General features: G+C 44.1%; 16 protein-coding genes. 8 read left to right on the top strand and 8 right to left on the bottom strand.

From position 1 onward, the window contains the following. Positions 1–297 precede the first annotated feature (297 nt). The 5 genes from ychF to lolB form a co-directional block, all read right to left on the bottom strand. Positions 298–1,389 carry a redox-regulated ATPase YchF gene (ychF, locus tag AB4493_RS22060; RefSeq protein WP_010439159.1) on the bottom strand — a complete coding sequence of 364 codons (1,092 nt, stop codon included), beginning with the start codon at positions 1,387–1,389 and terminating at the stop codon, positions 298–300. 10 nt (positions 1,390–1,399) lie between these two features. After that, positions 1,400–1,990, bottom strand: coding sequence for an aminoacyl-tRNA hydrolase (pth, locus tag AB4493_RS22055; protein ID WP_004739815.1), 591 nt, complete (start codon positions 1,988–1,990; stop codon positions 1,400–1,402). Between the two features lie 208 nt (positions 1,991–2,198). Further along, positions 2,199–3,143 carry a ribose-phosphate pyrophosphokinase gene (locus AB4493_RS22050; RefSeq protein WP_004739814.1) on the bottom strand — a complete coding sequence of 315 codons (945 nt, stop codon included), beginning with the start codon at positions 3,141–3,143 and terminating at the stop codon, positions 2,199–2,201. 27 nt (positions 3,144–3,170) lie between these two features. Continuing rightward, the gene (gene ispE, locus AB4493_RS22045) at positions 3,171–4,046 is read right to left on the bottom strand and encodes a 4-(cytidine 5'-diphospho)-2-C-methyl-D-erythritol kinase (RefSeq protein WP_170962373.1); all 876 of its coding nucleotides are present in this window, start codon (positions 4,044–4,046) and stop codon (positions 3,171–3,173) included. Next, complete coding sequence (lolB, locus tag AB4493_RS22040) at positions 4,043–4,690, bottom strand: lipoprotein insertase outer membrane protein LolB (RefSeq protein ID WP_372118438.1); 648 nt, start codon at positions 4,688–4,690, stop codon at positions 4,043–4,045. The genes ispE and lolB overlap by 4 nt, the downstream gene beginning before the upstream one ends. A gap of 160 nt (positions 4,691–4,850) precedes the next feature. On the opposite strand from lolB, the gene hemA reads away from it, so the two are divergent. The 8 genes from hemA to ybaK all read left to right on the top strand — a co-directional run bounded on the left by hemA (position 4,851) and on the right by ybaK (position 13,090). Beyond that, complete coding sequence (gene hemA / locus AB4493_RS22035; RefSeq protein ID WP_017062312.1) at positions 4,851–6,110, top strand: glutamyl-tRNA reductase; 1,260 nt, start codon at positions 4,851–4,853, stop codon at positions 6,108–6,110. A 28-nt stretch (positions 6,111–6,138) separates the two neighbouring features. Next, positions 6,139–7,227, top strand: coding sequence for a peptide chain release factor 1 (gene prfA, locus AB4493_RS22030; RefSeq protein ID WP_017062313.1), 1,089 nt, complete (start codon positions 6,139–6,141; stop codon positions 7,225–7,227). A gap of 5 nt (positions 7,228–7,232) precedes the next feature. After that, entirely contained in the window at positions 7,233–8,093 is an 861-nt protein-coding gene (gene prmC / locus AB4493_RS22025) for a peptide chain release factor N(5)-glutamine methyltransferase (protein ID WP_372155819.1), read from the top strand. A gap of 191 nt (positions 8,094–8,284) precedes the next feature. Further along, the gene (locus AB4493_RS22020; RefSeq protein ID WP_372155818.1) at positions 8,285–8,668 is read left to right on the top strand and encodes a SirB2 family protein; all 384 of its coding nucleotides are present in this window, start codon (positions 8,285–8,287) and stop codon (positions 8,666–8,668) included. Between the two features lie 27 nt (positions 8,669–8,695). Continuing rightward, a complete protein-coding gene (locus AB4493_RS22015; protein ID WP_017064164.1) occupies positions 8,696–9,505 on the top strand; it encodes a SirB1 family protein in 810 nt (269 codons plus the stop codon). 22 nt (positions 9,506–9,527) lie between these two features. Beyond that, positions 9,528–10,382 (top strand): 3-deoxy-8-phosphooctulonate synthase, encoded by an 855-nt coding sequence (gene kdsA, locus AB4493_RS22010; RefSeq protein ID WP_372128828.1) that lies wholly within the window; start codon positions 9,528–9,530, stop codon positions 10,380–10,382. Between the two features lie 454 nt (positions 10,383–10,836). Continuing rightward, a complete protein-coding gene (gene ushA, locus AB4493_RS22005) occupies positions 10,837–12,498 on the top strand; it encodes a bifunctional UDP-sugar hydrolase/5'-nucleotidase UshA (RefSeq protein ID WP_017064163.1) in 1,662 nt (553 codons plus the stop codon). A 118-nt stretch (positions 12,499–12,616) separates the two neighbouring features. Further along, complete coding sequence (ybaK, locus tag AB4493_RS22000) at positions 12,617–13,090, top strand: Cys-tRNA(Pro) deacylase (RefSeq protein WP_050651812.1); 474 nt, start codon at positions 12,617–12,619, stop codon at positions 13,088–13,090. A 103-nt stretch (positions 13,091–13,193) separates the two neighbouring features. Here ybaK and rluF read toward each other — a convergent pair whose 3' ends face one another. The 3 genes from rluF to AB4493_RS21985 all read right to left on the bottom strand — a co-directional run bounded on the left by rluF (position 13,194) and on the right by AB4493_RS21985 (position 15,396). Further along, entirely contained in the window at positions 13,194–14,327 is a 1,134-nt protein-coding gene (gene rluF / locus AB4493_RS21995) for a 23S rRNA pseudouridine(2604) synthase RluF (protein ID WP_017064161.1), read from the bottom strand. 176 nt (positions 14,328–14,503) lie between these two features. After that, complete coding sequence (gene smrA, locus AB4493_RS21990; protein ID WP_017062320.1) at positions 14,504–15,085, bottom strand: DNA endonuclease SmrA; 582 nt, start codon at positions 15,083–15,085, stop codon at positions 14,504–14,506. 170 nt (positions 15,086–15,255) lie between these two features. Continuing rightward, positions 15,256–15,396 carry a DUF3149 domain-containing protein gene (locus tag AB4493_RS21985; protein WP_017062321.1) on the bottom strand — a complete coding sequence of 47 codons (141 nt, stop codon included), beginning with the start codon at positions 15,394–15,396 and terminating at the stop codon, positions 15,256–15,258. Between the last annotated feature and the right edge of the window lie 271 nt (positions 15,397–15,667).

The following is a 15,667-nucleotide window of genomic DNA, read 5'->3' as shown; positions in this document are numbered from 1 at the left end:
AACTGAGCTAAGTAGCCATTTCCAAATTGTCGTTCATTTCGAGACGTTGCCGCTTCGTTGTGAACGGGGCGCATTATGCGTAGTTGAGCGAAACCCGTCAACTTTTTTTTTGAATAAATCGCGAATAAACATCTGTTCGGTTTCTTTTTAGGCAAAGAGGCGTATTTGTCGACAAAAAACAGGTCAAAAAGGCGATATATATAGGAAGTTAAGTTTCTGATGAGGGGGAATTTAGAAAGGGGAAAAACAAAAAGGCCAGTGAATTCACTGGCCTTTTTTCTAGATGTTTAATCAGAATTATACGTTGAAGCGGAAGTGAACAACGTCACCATCTTTAACAATGTATTCTTTACCTTCAAGGCGCCATTTACCTGCGTCTTTCGCTCCGCTCTCACCGTTAAATTCGATGAAGTGATCAAATCCAACAACTTCAGCACGGATGAAACCTTTCTCGAAGTCTGTGTGGATCTTACCCGCTGCTTGTGGCGCAGTTGCACCTACAGGGATTGTCCAAGCACGAACTTCTTTAACGCCAGCTGTGAAGTAAGTTTGAAGAGTCAGTAGTTCGTAACCAGAGCGGATCACTCGGTTAAGACCTGGCTCTTCGATACCCATATCCGCTAGGAACTCTTCGCGATCTTCGTCGTCAAGTTCAGAAAGCTCAGATTCGATTGCTGCACAAACAGCAACAACTACGTTGTTTTCGTTTTCAGCGTATTCACGAACAGCGTCTAGGTATGGGTTATTTTCAAAACCATCTTCTGCAACGTTTGCGATGTACATTGTTGGCTTAAGCGTTAGGAAGTTTAGGTAGCCGATTGCTGCCGCTTCTTCTTTGCCAAGTTCAACAGTACGCGCCATCCCACCTTCTGTTAGAACTGGAAGTAGCTTTTCTAGTACAGTGATTTCGAATTTAGCGTCTTTGTCGCCGCCTTTTGCTTTCTTCGCGTTACGTTGAATTGCACGCTCACAGCTGTCTAAGTCAGCCAGTGCAAGTTCAAGGTTGATCACTTCGATATCTTCGATTGGAGATACTTTGCCAGCAACGTGAACAATGTTTTCATTTTCAAAGCAGCGCACAACGTGACCGATAGCGTCAGTTTCACGGATGTTAGCTAGGAATTTGTTACCAAGACCTTCACCTTTAGATGCGCCAGCTACTAGGCCCGCGATATCTACGAATTCCATTGTCGTTGGAAGGATCTTCTGTGGATTAACAATTTTTGCTAATGCATCTAAGCGTAGATCTGGAACCGGAACGATACCTGTGTTTGGTTCGATCGTACAAAATGGAAAGTTTGCTGCTTCGATGCCTGCTTTAGTCAGTGCGTTAAACAGAGTTGACTTACCAACGTTTGGTAGACCAACGATGCCACATTTAAAACCCATGATATAAACCTTATTCTGCTTTGAACGTATGTAAGCGATTTTGTGCTTTTGGTAGGCCATCTTTCAATAAGATGTCTAGGCTGCGAACCGATTCGTCAACGACGGCCTCGATACACTCTTGCTCTTTTTGAGGAGCTTTGCCTAATACATAACCTGCAACTTTATCTTTGTGTCCTGGATGGCCAATGCCTAATCTAAGACGATAGAATTCTTTATTGTTACCCTGTTTGCTGATGATGTCTTTCAGACCATTATGTCCACCATGACCACCACCTTTTTTAAACTTTCCAATACCAGGAGGCAGATCTAACTCGTCGTGAGCGACCATGATCTCTTCAGGTTTAATTTGGTAGAACTTTGCTAAGGCTGCAACTGCTTTGCCTGACAAGTTCATAAAAGTAGTTGGGATCAGCAAACGAAGATCTTCACCGTGAACCATGATACGACCCGTTAGGCCAAAGAACTTTGGTTCGTTCTTTAGTGTCACGTTATGTACACGCGCTAATTCTTCAACTACCCAAGCACCCGCGTTGTGGCGAGTTTTGGCGTATTCTGGACCTGGATTAGCCAGTCCAACGAGAAGTTTTATTTGTTGGCTCAAGGTATGGATCTCTCTTGGGATTTCAAAAAGCGCCGTATGATATCACAGTTTATGAAAAAGGTGCGAGCTAGCTGATAGCTGCGCGATTATTCCTGTTTGTGATAACTAGCTGTGCAATATTACTCAGACATAAAAAAAGCACTTCATTGAATGAAGTGCTTAATGTTTTTCTCTCGTGTGTTTCTAAAGCAAAGCTATTTAGCTCTGATTAGTTGAACATCGCTGAGATTGATTCTTCATTGCTGATACGACGAATCGCTTCAGCAAGCATGCGAGAAAGGCTAAGTGTTGTCACTTTACCAGTCGCAGCCATCTCTGGAGATAGAGAGATTGAATCCGTTACGATAACTTGGTCTAGAACAGAGTTCTTGATGTTGTTCGCAGCAGTACCAGAGAAAACAGCGTGAGTTGCGTAAGCGAATACACGCTTAGCACCGCGCTCTTTAAGCGCTTCAGCTGCTTTACATAGTGTGCCACCTGTATCGATCATGTCATCAACGATAACACAGTCACGGCCTTCAACATCACCGATTAGGTTCATTACTTCAGAAACGTTAGCACGTGGACGACGCTTATCAACGATAGCGATGTCAACATCACCTAGCGCTTTAGCCGTTGCACGAGCACGTACAACACCACCAAGGTCTGGAGAAACCACAACTGGGTTTTCTAGGCCACGGTTAGCCATGTCTTCTAGAAGAACTGGAGTACCGAAGATGTTATCAACTGGTACATCGAAGAAGCCTTGGATTTGCTCTGCGTGTAGGTCGATAGTAAGAACGCGGTCAACGCCAACGTTAGAAAGGAAATCTGCAACAACTTTTGCAGTAATTGGCACACGAGCAGAACGTACACGACGATCTTGACGGGCATAACCGAAGTAAGGGATTACAGCAGTAATACGGCCAGCTGAAGCACGGCGCATTGCGTCAATCATTACCACCAATTCCATTAGGTTGTCATTGGTTGGTGCACAAGTTGATTGAATCAGGAATACATCGCTACCACGAACGTTTTCATTGATTTGAACAGCGACTTCGCCATCAGAAAAACGGTCTACAGTAGCATCGCCAAGAGAGATGTATAGACGATCAGCAATACGTTGGGCTAGTTCAGGTGTTGCGTTACCAGCAAATAGCTTCATATCAGGCACGGTGGAAACCTCGGGTTGCGTCCAGTTTTAAATAGATTGTGGGTGGGCTGATTGGTATTCAGCCAGAGTTTCTTTTAAAGGAGAAATGTTTCTTCCTTTCGCTACGAAAGCGGAAACTGTGTCAGGCAGTTGTTCTCGCACCAATTCGGCTTCTTTTTTGCTGTTAAATTCAGCAAAAACGCACGAACCTGTACCAGTCAATCTCGACGGCGCGTATTGTAGCAGCCATGAAAGTTGCTTATCAACCTCTGGGTACAGCATTCGCACAATTTTTTCGCAATCGTTTACGTATTCTTGCTCTAGAAGCGTTGCTAGCGCTCGCTTTGGCGTATTTCGAGTTAATTCTGAATGTTTGAATATGTCTGCAGTTGCTATGCTCACTTGAGGTTTGGCGACTAGATACCATTTTTCATCCGGATTAGCTGGTGACAATTGTTCTCCAACCCCTTCAGCAAAGGCGGCGTGGCCTCGAACGAAGACAGGAACGTCAGCACCAAGCTTCAAACCGATCTCGGCGAGTTGATCGTCTGACAGGTTGAGTTGCCATAAATAATTCAGAGCGACCAACACGGTTGCTGCATTTGAAGAGCCTCCGCCAATACCGCCACCCATAGGCAGTACTTTCTTGAGTTCAATATCGGCACCGAAACAGGTTGAGGTATATTGCTGTAGCGCAGTAGCGGCTTTCCAGATCAGGTTGTCTTCAAGTGCTACCCCAGGGATTTCTGGTGTGATTGTTATCGAGCTAGTTTCTGAGTTTGCGGTAACCGTCAGTTCATCACCAAAATCGACAAACTGAAATAAAGTTTGAAGTTCGTGATAGCCATTGTCACGTCGACCAGTGATATAGAGAAATAAATTCAGTTTAGCCGGAGAAGGCCAATGGGTTGGCGTTGTTATCATCTTTTCAGTGTCCACTTCGAAACTACAATGTTGATTTTGTTATTGTCTTGCTTGAATGACAATCGAGTAGGGAGTGGGATTATCTCTACCTTAGTGTTGTCTTCACCCGATAGTTGCTTATTCGGCATCTCTGTATTGCGATAGTTAGCAAAACTCAGTGTCCATAATTGGTTGCTGACTTGTTTGGTGAGAGATTCAAGCGTGTTGGTCGTGTTCAATTGGTAGCTATCGGCTTGGTCTGGAATGCCAAGGAACCATTGTGGCAGGTGATCAATAGGGATCTGTAAACCTGTCAGCTGCTCAACCAAGACTGAAGCGCTCGCATGAGTAAATACTTGATCGCCATAGGTCACGACTTTTGCACCCGATGGATCTATGGTTAGGTTCAGTGCAGTTTGACCGAGAAAAGTAGTGAGCCTTAATTGACTTTGATTTGGTGAATGTTTCCAAATGAAATTTAGGCTTTGGCGCTGCTCTGGAGAAATGTAGGCGAGCTTGCCCGAGGCTTGGTAGTTTTCTATCTGTAGAAGTCGGTTTTGGTGACTTTGCCACTCAACACTGGTCGGTTGTTCAGGTATAGACGAGCAACCCACCATAATTATGGTCATAAAAATAAGAGACGTGATTCTACGAAGTTTGCTCATATTTGCTCACAACTTGTTCAAATTTATCTAAAAAACGCTTCAACTATAGCATTGAATTCACGAACTCAGGAAAACAAATCCCGCTTGCTCTTTAAATAGAGCCATGCATCAAGTAAAATTCGCCCCTTGTTTCCATTCCCTGATCGAGAACTTCTGATACATGTCTTTGCTTGCCGTAGGTATCAATCACAATACAGCGTCGGTTGAATTGCGAGAAAAAGTCGCTTTTGGTCCAGATAAATTATCTGAGGCACTCAAGCAACTTAACGCAAATGCACACGTGAATGGAAGTGTCATACTTTCTACCTGTAATCGAACTGAAGTGTATTGCGACGTTAAAGGCGTGGCTAAAAACAAACTCATCGATTGGTTGTCGGTTTTCCATCAAGTTAGCCCAGAAGAGCTAAAGCCAAGCCTTTATATCCATGAAGAGCAAGCCGCGATTAAACACTTAATGCGCGTTGCTTGTGGTTTGGACTCTTTAGTCTTGGGTGAACCGCAGATCTTAGGTCAGGTGAAGCAAGCGTATACGGACTCGCGAGAGAACAAATCCGTTGATGCTTCAATGGAAAAACTATTCCAGAAATCATTTTCTGTTGCGAAGCGTGTTCGAACTGAAACTGAAATCGGCGGAAGCGCGGTTTCTGTAGCTTACGCAGCCTGTACCTTAGCCAAGCATATTTTTGAATCCATCGCAGATTCAACCGTGTTACTGGTTGGTGCGGGTGAAACCATTGAGCTGGTGGCTAAGCACCTTTCGGCGAATGGCTGTACAAAAATGATTGTGGCGAACCGAACTCGAGAACGTGCTCTAGGGCTAGCAGAAGAATTTGGTGCTGAAGTGATCAGCTTGAATGAGATCCCTGATCATCTTCATCGAGCGGACATCGTAATTAGCTCAACCGCAAGTCCATTGCCTATTATCGGTAAGGGTATGGTTGAGACTGCTCTAAAAACAAGAAAGCATCAGCCGATGTTATTGGTTGATATTGCCGTTCCACGTGATGTGGAATCGCAGGTTGGTGATCTAAATGATGCCTACCTTTATTCGGTTGATGATTTGCAGTCGATTGTTGATGGCAATATCGAACAACGTAAAGTTGAAGCGATTCAAGCTGAAGCGATCGTCAGTGAAGAAAGTGCCGCGTTCATGAGTTGGATGCGCTCTTTACAAGCGGTAGACAGTATTCGAGATTACCGTAAATCGGCTAACGAAATCCGCGAAGAATTATTAAGTAAAAGTTTACAATCGCTTGCCGCTGGCGGTGACCCTGAAAAAGTTTTACTCGAGCTCAGCAATAAGCTCACAAACAAATTGATCCATGCTCCAACGCGCGCACTTCAAAGTGCAGCTGAGCAAGGAGAACCTGCAAAATTAATGGTCATTAGACAGAGTTTGGGCTTAGAAAACCCTCAATAATATTAGACCTCCAACAAGATAAGACATTATGAAAGCCTCGATTCTAGTAAAGCTTGAAACACTTGTTGAACGCTATGAAGAAGTTCAACATCTACTTGGTGATCCAGATGTAATCGGGAATCAAGACAAATTCCGTGCACTTTCGAAAGAATACTCTCAACTTGAAGAAGTGACAGCTTGCTTCCAGTCATACCAGCAAGCGAAAGAAGATCTAGAAGCTGCTGAAGAGATGGCAAACGAAGACGACGCAGAAATGCGTGAAATGGCTCAAGATGAAATCAAAGATGCGAAAGCAGCAATTGAGCGTCTGACTGATGAGCTACAGATTCTTCTTATTCCAAAAGATCCAAACGATGAGCGTAACTGTTTCCTAGAAATCCGCGCAGGTGCGGGTGGTGATGAAGCAGGTATCTTCGCGGGCAACCTGTTCCGTATGTACTCTAAGTTTGCTGAGAAGAAAGGTTGGCGTGTTGAAATCATGAGCAGCAATGCTTCTGAGCAAGGCGGCTACAAAGAGATGATCGCTAAGGTTAGTGGCGACGCTGTTTACGGCACCATGAAGTTTGAGTCAGGCGGTCACCGTGTACAACGTGTACCTGAAACCGAATCTCAAGGCCGTGTTCACACGTCAGCATGTACGGTTGCGGTTATGCCTGAGATCCCAGAAGCGGATCTTCCAGAAATCAAAGCGGGCGACCTTAAAATTGATACTTTCCGTGCATCAGGCGCGGGTGGTCAGCACGTTAACACCACGGATTCAGCAATCCGTATTACTCACTTACCAACGGGTACAGTAGTAGAGTGTCAGGACGAGCGTTCTCAGCATAAAAACAAAGCGAAAGCGATGGCTGTTCTTGCTGCTCGTATTGTTCAAGCAGAAGAAGAGCGCCGCGCGGCAGCGGTTTCTGATACACGTCGTAACCTACTAGGTTCGGGTGACCGTAGTGACCGTATTCGTACGTACAACTACCCACAAGGCCGTGTTTCGGATCACCGTATCAACCTTACAATTTACCGTCTTAACGAAGTACTTGAAGGTGACATGCAAAGCTTGCTTGATCCTGTACTTCAAGAGCACCAAGCCGATCAGCTTGCTGCACTTGCAGAGAACAACTAACCAGTATGCAGTCAGCATATACGGTTGAAAGTGCTTTAAAAGCAGCAATCGTAAAGCTTCAAGAGGGTGATAACACATCACCCTCTATTGATGCCGCGGTACTGCTTTGTCACGCCTTAGATAAACCAAGATCTTACCTACTGACTTGGCCTGAGAAGCATCTCACCTCTGAGCAAGAGTCTGAATTCAATGCCCTTCTAAAACGTCGCTTAACCGGTGAGCCTGTGGCTTACATTATCGGTGAGCGTGAGTTTTGGTCACTGCCGTTAAAAGTTTCCCCTTCTACATTAATCCCACGCCCAGATACCGAGCGTTTGGTTGAAGTAGCGTTGGATAAAACCTTTGGCAAGCAAGGCGCGATTCTCGATTTAGGGACAGGTACAGGTGCTATCGCGTTAGCATTGGCGTCTGAGATGCCGAATCGACAGGTGACGGGTATTGATCTTCGCCCTGAAGCGCAGCAGCTTGCGACAGAGAATGCACAGCGTCTCAACATCACCAATGCGACTTTTTTGCATGGTAGTTGGTTTGAGCCTTTGAGCTCTGAAGGCGTTGTGAAATTCTCTCTGATTGTTTCTAACCCACCTTACATTGAGAAGAACGATTCTCACTTATCTCAAGGTGACGTGCGTTTTGAACCGATTACCGCGTTAGTTGCTGAAGAGAAAGGTTTAGCTGATATTCGATACATTTCTGAAAACGCACGCGGTTTTTTAGAAAACGAAGGCTGGCTAGCATTTGAACACGGCTATGACCAAGGCTTAGCGGTACGTGAGATAATGCAACAACTGGGCTACTTGGATGTGGTTACAGAAAAAGATTACGGTGGTAATGACCGAGTGACATTGGGTCGTTACTGCTCATAGGCTGCTGTTAATCATCTTGTGAGCAATAGATGATGAACTTGCTAAATTGATACCTTTAACTCGACAATACACTTAACTCGATAATGCATTTAACGCGGAAATACAGAGAATTAACGCAGAAATACAGGGCATTAACGGGTATTGTTTGGCTCGTGTTAACGAAAGCACATATAAAAATATAAAGGAATACCATGTACGAAGGTTTAAAACATTTTCACCTACTAACGATTGTTATAAGCGCGCTACTTCTTTCGATTCGTTTCGCTCTGATGATGGTTAACTCACCAAAGCTTAAGCATCCTTTCTTGCAGCGTTTCCCTCATATCAATGACTCGTTGCTACTGCTATCGGGTATTGGTTTGATTTTTATCACTGGCTTTATTCCATTTACACCAGCAGCGCCATGGTTAACCGAAAAACTAACTTGTGTTATGGCTTACATCGCACTGGGCTTCTTTGCACTTAAGTTGGGTAAAAACAAGCTATTGAGAGTTTTCTCTTTCTTTGGTGCACTTGGCTGGTTAGCGATGGCAGGCAAAATTGCAATGACGAAGACACCAACATTTTTCGGTTAATTATCTCCTTATTTCGGTTAGTTACGTATGTACGAATTTTTTGATGAAGACTTTGACCAGCTAGAGTTAGCTGAAGGTGCATTGATCTTAAATAAAGCGATTAACCCAGAAACTCAAGACAGCTGGGCTGAGCAAGAACTGGCGAGATTGTTAAAAGACGCTGAGTTTGCTTTGGTTAATGAAACCGACGAGCAACAGAAGTTTGAATCTTTTATTCGACTATTCTTTTATGAGTGGGGCTTCGCAGGCGATAAAGACGCTTACTTCTCATCGGAAAACGCGTTTATCGATAAAGTGCTCGAGAGAAAGAAAGGCATTCCAGTGAGTCTGGGGGCGATCTTTCTTTTTCTAGGTCGCAAGCTAGGCTTTCCTGTAGAGGGCGTCTCTTTTCCGACTCAATTCTTACTTAAAGTAAGTTGGTACGGGCAAGCTGCGGCCTACATTAACCCTTATAACGGTGAGTACGTTGGCGAACAAACGCTGCGAGCATGGCTAATTGGCCATGATGGCCCATTAGCTAAGGTGAAACCTGAGCACCTAGAAGTCGCCGACCACCCAACGATTATTGGTAAGTGGTTAGCCCTGCTCAAGAGTGCACTGCTGCGAGAAGAGCGTTATACACTTGCATTGAAGTGTACCGATCTTGCGTTAACGTTTGTGCCGGATGATCCGTATGAAATCCGTGACCGCGGTTTTATCTATCAGCAGCTAGACTGTCACCAAGTGGCCGCAACCGATTATCAATACTTTATCGACCAATGCCCAGATGACCCTGCATCTGAGTTACTGAAATCTCAAGTGAACGTCATGAACGAAAAGACAGTGGTAGTTCACTAATTAATAATTATTTAGAGAGAATATGATGGAACAAAAAACAGTTCACATTGGCGATATGCCAATTGCTAACGACAAGCCATTTACGCTATTTGGAGGCATGAACGTTCTTGAATCTCGTGATCTTGCTATGCAGATCTGTGAGCACTATGTAAAAGTAACCGAGAAGCTGGGCATCCCTTACGTATTTAAGGCGTCTTTTGATAAAGCGAACCGCAGCTCAGTTCATTCATACCGTGGTCCAGGAATGGAAGAAGGTCTCAAAATCTTCCAAGAGCTGAAAGATACTTTCGGCGTGAAGATCATTACTGATATCCACACAGAAGCTCAAGCTCAGCCAGTTGCGGATGTGGTTGATGTAATCCAACTACCTGCATTCCTAGCTCGTCAAACTGATCTTGTTGAAGCAATGGCTAAGACTGGCGCAGTAATCAACGTGAAGAAGCCTCAGTTCATGAGCCCGAATCAAGTTGGCAACATCGTTGATAAGTTCGCTGAGTGCGGTAATGACAACATCATCCTTTGTGAGCGTGGCGCTTGCATGGGTTACGATAACCTTGTTGTGGATATGCTTGGCTTTGGCGTAATGAAGAAGTCTTCAAACGGTAGCCCAATCATCTTCGACGTGACGCACTCTCTACAAATGCGTGACCCATCAGGTGCTGCATCTGGCGGTCGTCGTGAGCAAACGGTTGAACTTGCTAAAGCGGGTCTTGCTACGGGTATTGCGGGTCTGTTCATTGAAGCTCACCCAAACCCAGACCAAGCTCGTTGTGATGGCCCATCTGCGCTACCTCTAGACAAACTAGAGCCGTTCTTGAAGCAGATGAAAGCACTTGATGACCTTATCAAAGGCTTTGAGCATATTGATATTAAATAATTGAGATGGATGTGAAGTAACGGAAACGTTATTTAACAAAGTTGATCTAAGAAAGCCCAGTTCTCTGAATTGGGCTTTTTTTAATCTCGTAAAAGCAGCCGAACATAAACCGTTCATTTAAAGAGTTGTTAACGTGGCGGGTTATTACCTAAGAAACTCTTATATGAGTGTTAGGTCAGTCCTGTTTGCAGTAAATTACTGATATTCATCACACTTTGTAAGTAAACGATTGCTTGTGATGCAGGGGAAGTTTGAGTGTAATCTCATAATTTTGTTACACTTAACTGTTGACCTATGCGTGACCAATTCGACATAAATATGAAATCGTCGTGTTACATCTAGAATGTTAATTTAAGATTAGTCATGTTGAAGTCTTATTGTTCGAACTCCAGGAAAGGGGTCGCAATAGATTATAAAAAGCAGTGGATTCCCTAAAAAGTTCAAAGGTATGACAATGAAGCAACGCCTTATTCTAAAGACAGCACTAAGTGCTGCAATTCTAGCTACTCTAGCTGGGTGTGCGTCTCAATCAGCTCATGATTGGAACCAAGACGAAACTTACAAGCTAACGATTCTTCACACAAACGATAACCATGGTCGTTTCTGGCAGAATAAATATGGCGAATACGGCATGTCTGCACGTAAAACGCTAGTTGACCAACTTCGTTCAGAAGTTGAAGCAGAAGGCGGTAGCGTGTTGCTTCTATCTGGCGGTGACATCAACACGGGTGTTCCAGAGTCAGACCTTCAGGACGCAGAACCTGATTTTAAAGGTATGAACAAAATTGGTTACGATGCCATGGCATTGGGTAACCACGAGTTTGATAACTCTTTAGACGTATTACAAAAGCAGATCGACTGGGCTAACTTCCCAATGCTATCTGCAAACATCTACGATAAAGCGACAGGTGAACGTAAGTTCCAAGCTTACGAGATGTTCGAAAAGCAAGGCATCAAGATTGCGGTTATTGGTTTAACAACTGAAGATACCCAAAAGATTGGTAACCCTGAATTTATCGCAGGCATCGACTTCCGTGATCCTAAAGAAGAAGCGAAGAAGCTAATCGCTGAACTTAAAGAAACAGAAAAACCGGATCTAATCTTTGCTGTGACTCATATGGGTCACTACGAAAATGGCCAACGTGGTGTTAATGCTCCGGGTGATGTCGCACTTGCTCGTTACCTAAACGAAGGCGATCTAGACATGATCGTTGGTGGTCACTCTCAAGAGCCTGTATGTATGGAAGGCCCTAACGTTGCGAAGAAAAACTTCAAGCCGGGTGATGAGTGTAAGCCTGACGTACAGAACGGTACTTACATCGTTCAAGCTCACGAGTGGGGCAAGTACGTAGGTCGTGCTGATTACGAATTCCGTAATGGCGAGCTAGAGATGGTGAGCTACGACCTGATTCCAGTTAACCTTAAGAAGAAAGTTAAGATCGACGGTAAGAAGCAACGTGTTCTTATTCAAGATGAAATCGCACAAGACCCAGAGCTACTTGAATTCCTACGTCCTTTCCAAGAGCAAGGTCAGGCACAGCTAGAAGTTCAAATCGCTGAGACAAATGGCAAGCTTGAAGGCGATCGTAACGTCGTTCGTTTCCAACAGACCAACCTAGGTCGTTTGATTGCGACTTCTCACATGGAGCGTGCAAAAGCAGACTTCGCTGTGATGAACTCTGGTGGCGTTCGTGACTCAATTGAAGCCGGTAATGTTACTTACAAAGATGTACTGAAGGTACAGCCTTTTGCAAACATCCTGACTTACACAGACATGACGGGTAAAGAAGTTCTGGATTACCTAAATGTAGTAGCGACTAAACCAATCGATTCTGGTGCTTACGCTCAGTTTGCTGGTATCTCTATGACAGTAGCGAACGGTGAAGTATCGAATGTATTCATCGGTGGCAAACAGCTTCGTCTAGACGAAACTTATCGTTTCACAGTACCAAGCTTTAACGCTGCTGGTGGTGACGGTTACCCTAAACTGTCTGATCACCCAGGTTACGTAAATACTGGTTTTGTTGATGCTGAAGTACTGAAAGAGTACCTAGAAGCAAACAGCCCGGTTGACGTGAACAAGTACGCGCCTTCAGGCCAAATGGTTTACAAGTAATTGAATCCAAGCAATTGTATCAATAGGTGCTAAATTAGATTGACTCTAGCACCATGATAAATTTAACTAAAGCGACGCCTCGGCGTCGCTTTTTGTTTATCTATCGTTTGGATTTGTTATGACCCCAGCAATCAATCTCGCCAAGAAAAAGAAAATCGCTCATAGCGTGCATCAGTACCATCATGATGCCAATAATACGAACTATGGTTTAGAAGCCGTTGAAGCGCTTGGTCAAGATCCCAAACGTGTATTCAAAACGCTGTTGTTCTGCTTGAATGGTGTGGCGAAAGATTTGGCAGTCGCCGTTATTCCTGTCGACCAGAAGCTAAACCTAAAGCTGGCAGCAAAAGCGGCGAAAGGCAAAAAAGCAGAGATGGCTGATCCAGATATTGCTCAGAAAACCACGGGTTATGTCGTGGGGGGAATTAGTCCGCTTGGTCAGAAGAAAGCACTACCTACCTTCGTTCATTCCAGTGCGACAGGTTTTGAAACGATATGTGTGAGTGCAGGTAAGCGTGGGCTAGAGATTGAATTAGACCCAAAAGACTTAACACTGCTGACTCGCGGCCAGTTTGCTGATCTATGTTTATAGATTGTTGTCATGATGATAAAACTATCGAATGACAAACAAAAACGCCCGCTAGACTAATCTAGCGGGCGTTTTTATATCGAGTGTCTCGTCTTACTGATTCAGACTACTTCTTCAGACCTAAAGTACCACCAACACGCTTTGGTGCAGGTTTGTTCGGTCTGTTTGAATCTTGGCTGCGGTTTGCCGGCTTCCCGCTTCTACGATCGGTATTATCGCGATCTGTGCGATTGCGATCCGAACGATTTCTATCTGAATTAGAACGCTCTGAACGAGAGTTCGATTTCCAGTTCTCGGTATTACCACCGCTTTCACCATTCGATGAATTGCGGCCACGCTTTGAATTAGGTGCATGACGGAATTCATCCGCATTGTTACCGCGGTAGGTGCGTGTACGGTTCTCGTTTTGATTACGGCGCGCTGTTGAAGCTTGGTTCTCTTCACGGCTATCAAAAAGTTTCGCGTCAGTCGCTTTGCGAATGCGTTGACCTTTCGCGTTCATTTTTGACGCATCTTCCGTACTTACTGAGCCTTCACACATCGCTAAAATTTCAGTGATCTCTTCGTCGCTCAGGTAGCGCCATTTGCCGTTAGGAATACCGTCTAGTGAGATATTCATAATACGAACACGACGCAGTTTAAAAACTTCATAACCGAGCGCTTCACACATACGGCGAATTTGGCGGTTAAGGCCTTGTGTTAGCGTAATTCGGAATGAGAATTTGGTCTCTTTCTCTACTTTACATGGCAAAGTGACTGTATCGAGAATGTGAACGCCAGCGCCCATTTGCTTCAAGAATTCCGTCGTAATCGGCTTATCTACACGCACCACGTATTCTTTCTCGTGGTTGTTACCTGCACGTAGGATCTTGTTTACGATGTCGCCATCGTTGGTTAGGAAGATAAGGCCATCAGAAGGCTTATCTAGACGACCAATCGGGAAAATGCGCTTGTGGTGGCCAATAAAGTCGACGATGTTGCCAGGAATATCACGCTCAGTCGTACAGGTGATACCTGTTGGTTTATTGAGAGCAATGTAAATCGGCTTCTCTTTTGAGCGAACAGGCTTATTGTCGATCTCAACATCATCACCTGGCAAGACTTTAGTACCCATTTCAGGGATCTTACCGTTAATAGTAACTCGGCCTGCATCAATCAGTTTATCGGCTTCGCGGCGTGAGCAAAAACCAGTTTCACTGATGTATTTATTAAGGCGTTTAGCTTGGGATTCTTGTGACATGATATTCTCTTAGCGTTTCACAACGGAAATGTAGATAAACAAAAAGCAACCTTTGGATAGTTGCTTTGAGTTGAAATTCGTTAACTGAGGTAATTTTAGCACTTGGTGTGAGTCTAGGCACGAAATATCGATCTTGATGCAAAATCGTTACTAGTCCATTTATCTATCTCAACCTATTAACTGGTGCGTTTTTGATGGCGCTCTCTGTTCTCTAGCTTTTTCTCATTACTCTTTCTGAGCATTACGTAGACTGCGCCCGTACCACCATGAAATTGCTGAGCAGAATGAACACATTGAACGTCGTTGATTTGTGTTAGCCAATTTGCCACGTAGCTTTTCATCATTGCAGGTGGATTCGAACGCTCACCCTTACCATGAACAATGATGACGGTACGAACATCCATTCTTAAACACTGACGCAAAAATGAAAGCACTTCGTTACGTGCGTCTTTCAGTGTTTTCCTATGAAGGTCGAGCTTGGCTTGAATAGGGTATTTTCCTAGGCGCAGCTTTTTGTATACGCCTTCTTGTACACCGTCTTTTTTATAAGCAACAACATCGTCTGGCTTGATCATTGGCGAATAGTCTAATGATAAGTAGTCTTTCTCGTCGTCAGACAGCCACATAGCGGCTTCACGCTTAGCAAGGTGAGATTCGGTGACTCGGTGTACTTTCTGGTGTTCAGCGGTGTCATGGTCGATACGTTTAACATCGCCCATCATTTCTTGGAATAGATCTAAGTCATCATCATGAGACATAGTGTGTATCTCAAGTTGGAGAAGGATAGGGTAAGTATACCTAAGTTGAGGTTAGGTTTAAAAATGAAAAAACCGGAGAAGACAATAAGTCTGCTCCGGTGCAAAGCGTTTTGACATTTACTTATAAAGTAAAAGAATACTTAAAAGTAAATGATTTAGGCAGAGCGATTCTAGTGAGGAGATTTTTCAGTCATAACTTTGTATATGAAGAAGCCTCCATAAAACATCATGAGACCCAGAGCCCCGAAGATTACTATCATTGAAGATAGTCCCACCGCATTACCAAATAGGAGATCTAGCCAAAAGTCCATGTGTATACCTCAAAGTTATATGACATGGCTTAGTGTATTAACAAGCATTATCAATTCACTGATCTGGATCAATCCTGTTTCATAAGTTAAATACTTGTTGGTAACTGTGTGTTTTTCGTCACATCATGCTCGTTGTTGTATGTCTTTTGTTCGAACGATTCAAAATCGCAATAAATATGAGAAAAAGCCCTTGCGGATAAATTCAGAACCCGTATTATACGCTCCATCGACAGGCAATGAGCCAGTTAGATATCTCGGTGAATAGCGCAGC

The organism is Vibrio sp. 10N.222.55.A1, assembly GCF_041473835.1.
GTDB lineage: Bacteria > Pseudomonadota > Gammaproteobacteria > Enterobacterales > Vibrionaceae > Vibrio > Vibrio crassostreae_C.
The sequence above is the reverse complement of the archived record's forward strand: the minus strand, read 5'-3'. Positions and strand labels throughout refer to the sequence as shown.

Coding starts and splice junctions, on each gene's coding strand:
- ybaK (WP_050651812.1), top strand. CDS start 12,617: ATGACCCCAGCAATCAATCTCGCCAAGAAAAAGAAAATCGCTCATAGC.
- lolB (WP_372118438.1), bottom strand. CDS start 4,690: ATGAGCAAACTTCGTAGAATCACGTCTCTTATTTTTATGACCATAATT.
- prmC (WP_372155819.1), top strand. CDS start 7,233: ATGCAGTCAGCATATACGGTTGAAAGTGCTTTAAAAGCAGCAATCGTA.
- AB4493_RS22015 (WP_017064164.1), top strand. CDS start 8,696: ATGTACGAATTTTTTGATGAAGACTTTGACCAGCTAGAGTTAGCTGAA.
- ychF (WP_010439159.1), bottom strand. CDS start 1,389: ATGGGTTTTAAATGTGGCATCGTTGGTCTACCAAACGTTGGTAAGTCA.
- smrA (WP_017062320.1), bottom strand. CDS start 15,085: ATGTCTCATGATGATGACTTAGATCTATTCCAAGAAATGATGGGCGAT.
- ispE (WP_170962373.1), bottom strand. CDS start 4,046: ATGATAACAACGCCAACCCATTGGCCTTCTCCGGCTAAACTGAATTTA.
- ushA (WP_017064163.1), top strand. CDS start 10,837: ATGAAGCAACGCCTTATTCTAAAGACAGCACTAAGTGCTGCAATTCTA.
- prfA (WP_017062313.1), top strand. CDS start 6,139: ATGAAAGCCTCGATTCTAGTAAAGCTTGAAACACTTGTTGAACGCTAT.
- AB4493_RS21985 (WP_017062321.1), bottom strand. CDS start 15,396: ATGGACTTTTGGCTAGATCTCCTATTTGGTAATGCGGTGGGACTATCT.
- AB4493_RS22020 (WP_372155818.1), top strand. CDS start 8,285: ATGTACGAAGGTTTAAAACATTTTCACCTACTAACGATTGTTATAAGC.
- rluF (WP_017064161.1), bottom strand. CDS start 14,327: ATGTCACAAGAATCCCAAGCTAAACGCCTTAATAAATACATCAGTGAA.
- kdsA (WP_372128828.1), top strand. CDS start 9,528: ATGATGGAACAAAAAACAGTTCACATTGGCGATATGCCAATTGCTAAC.
- hemA (WP_017062312.1), top strand. CDS start 4,851: ATGTCTTTGCTTGCCGTAGGTATCAATCACAATACAGCGTCGGTTGAA.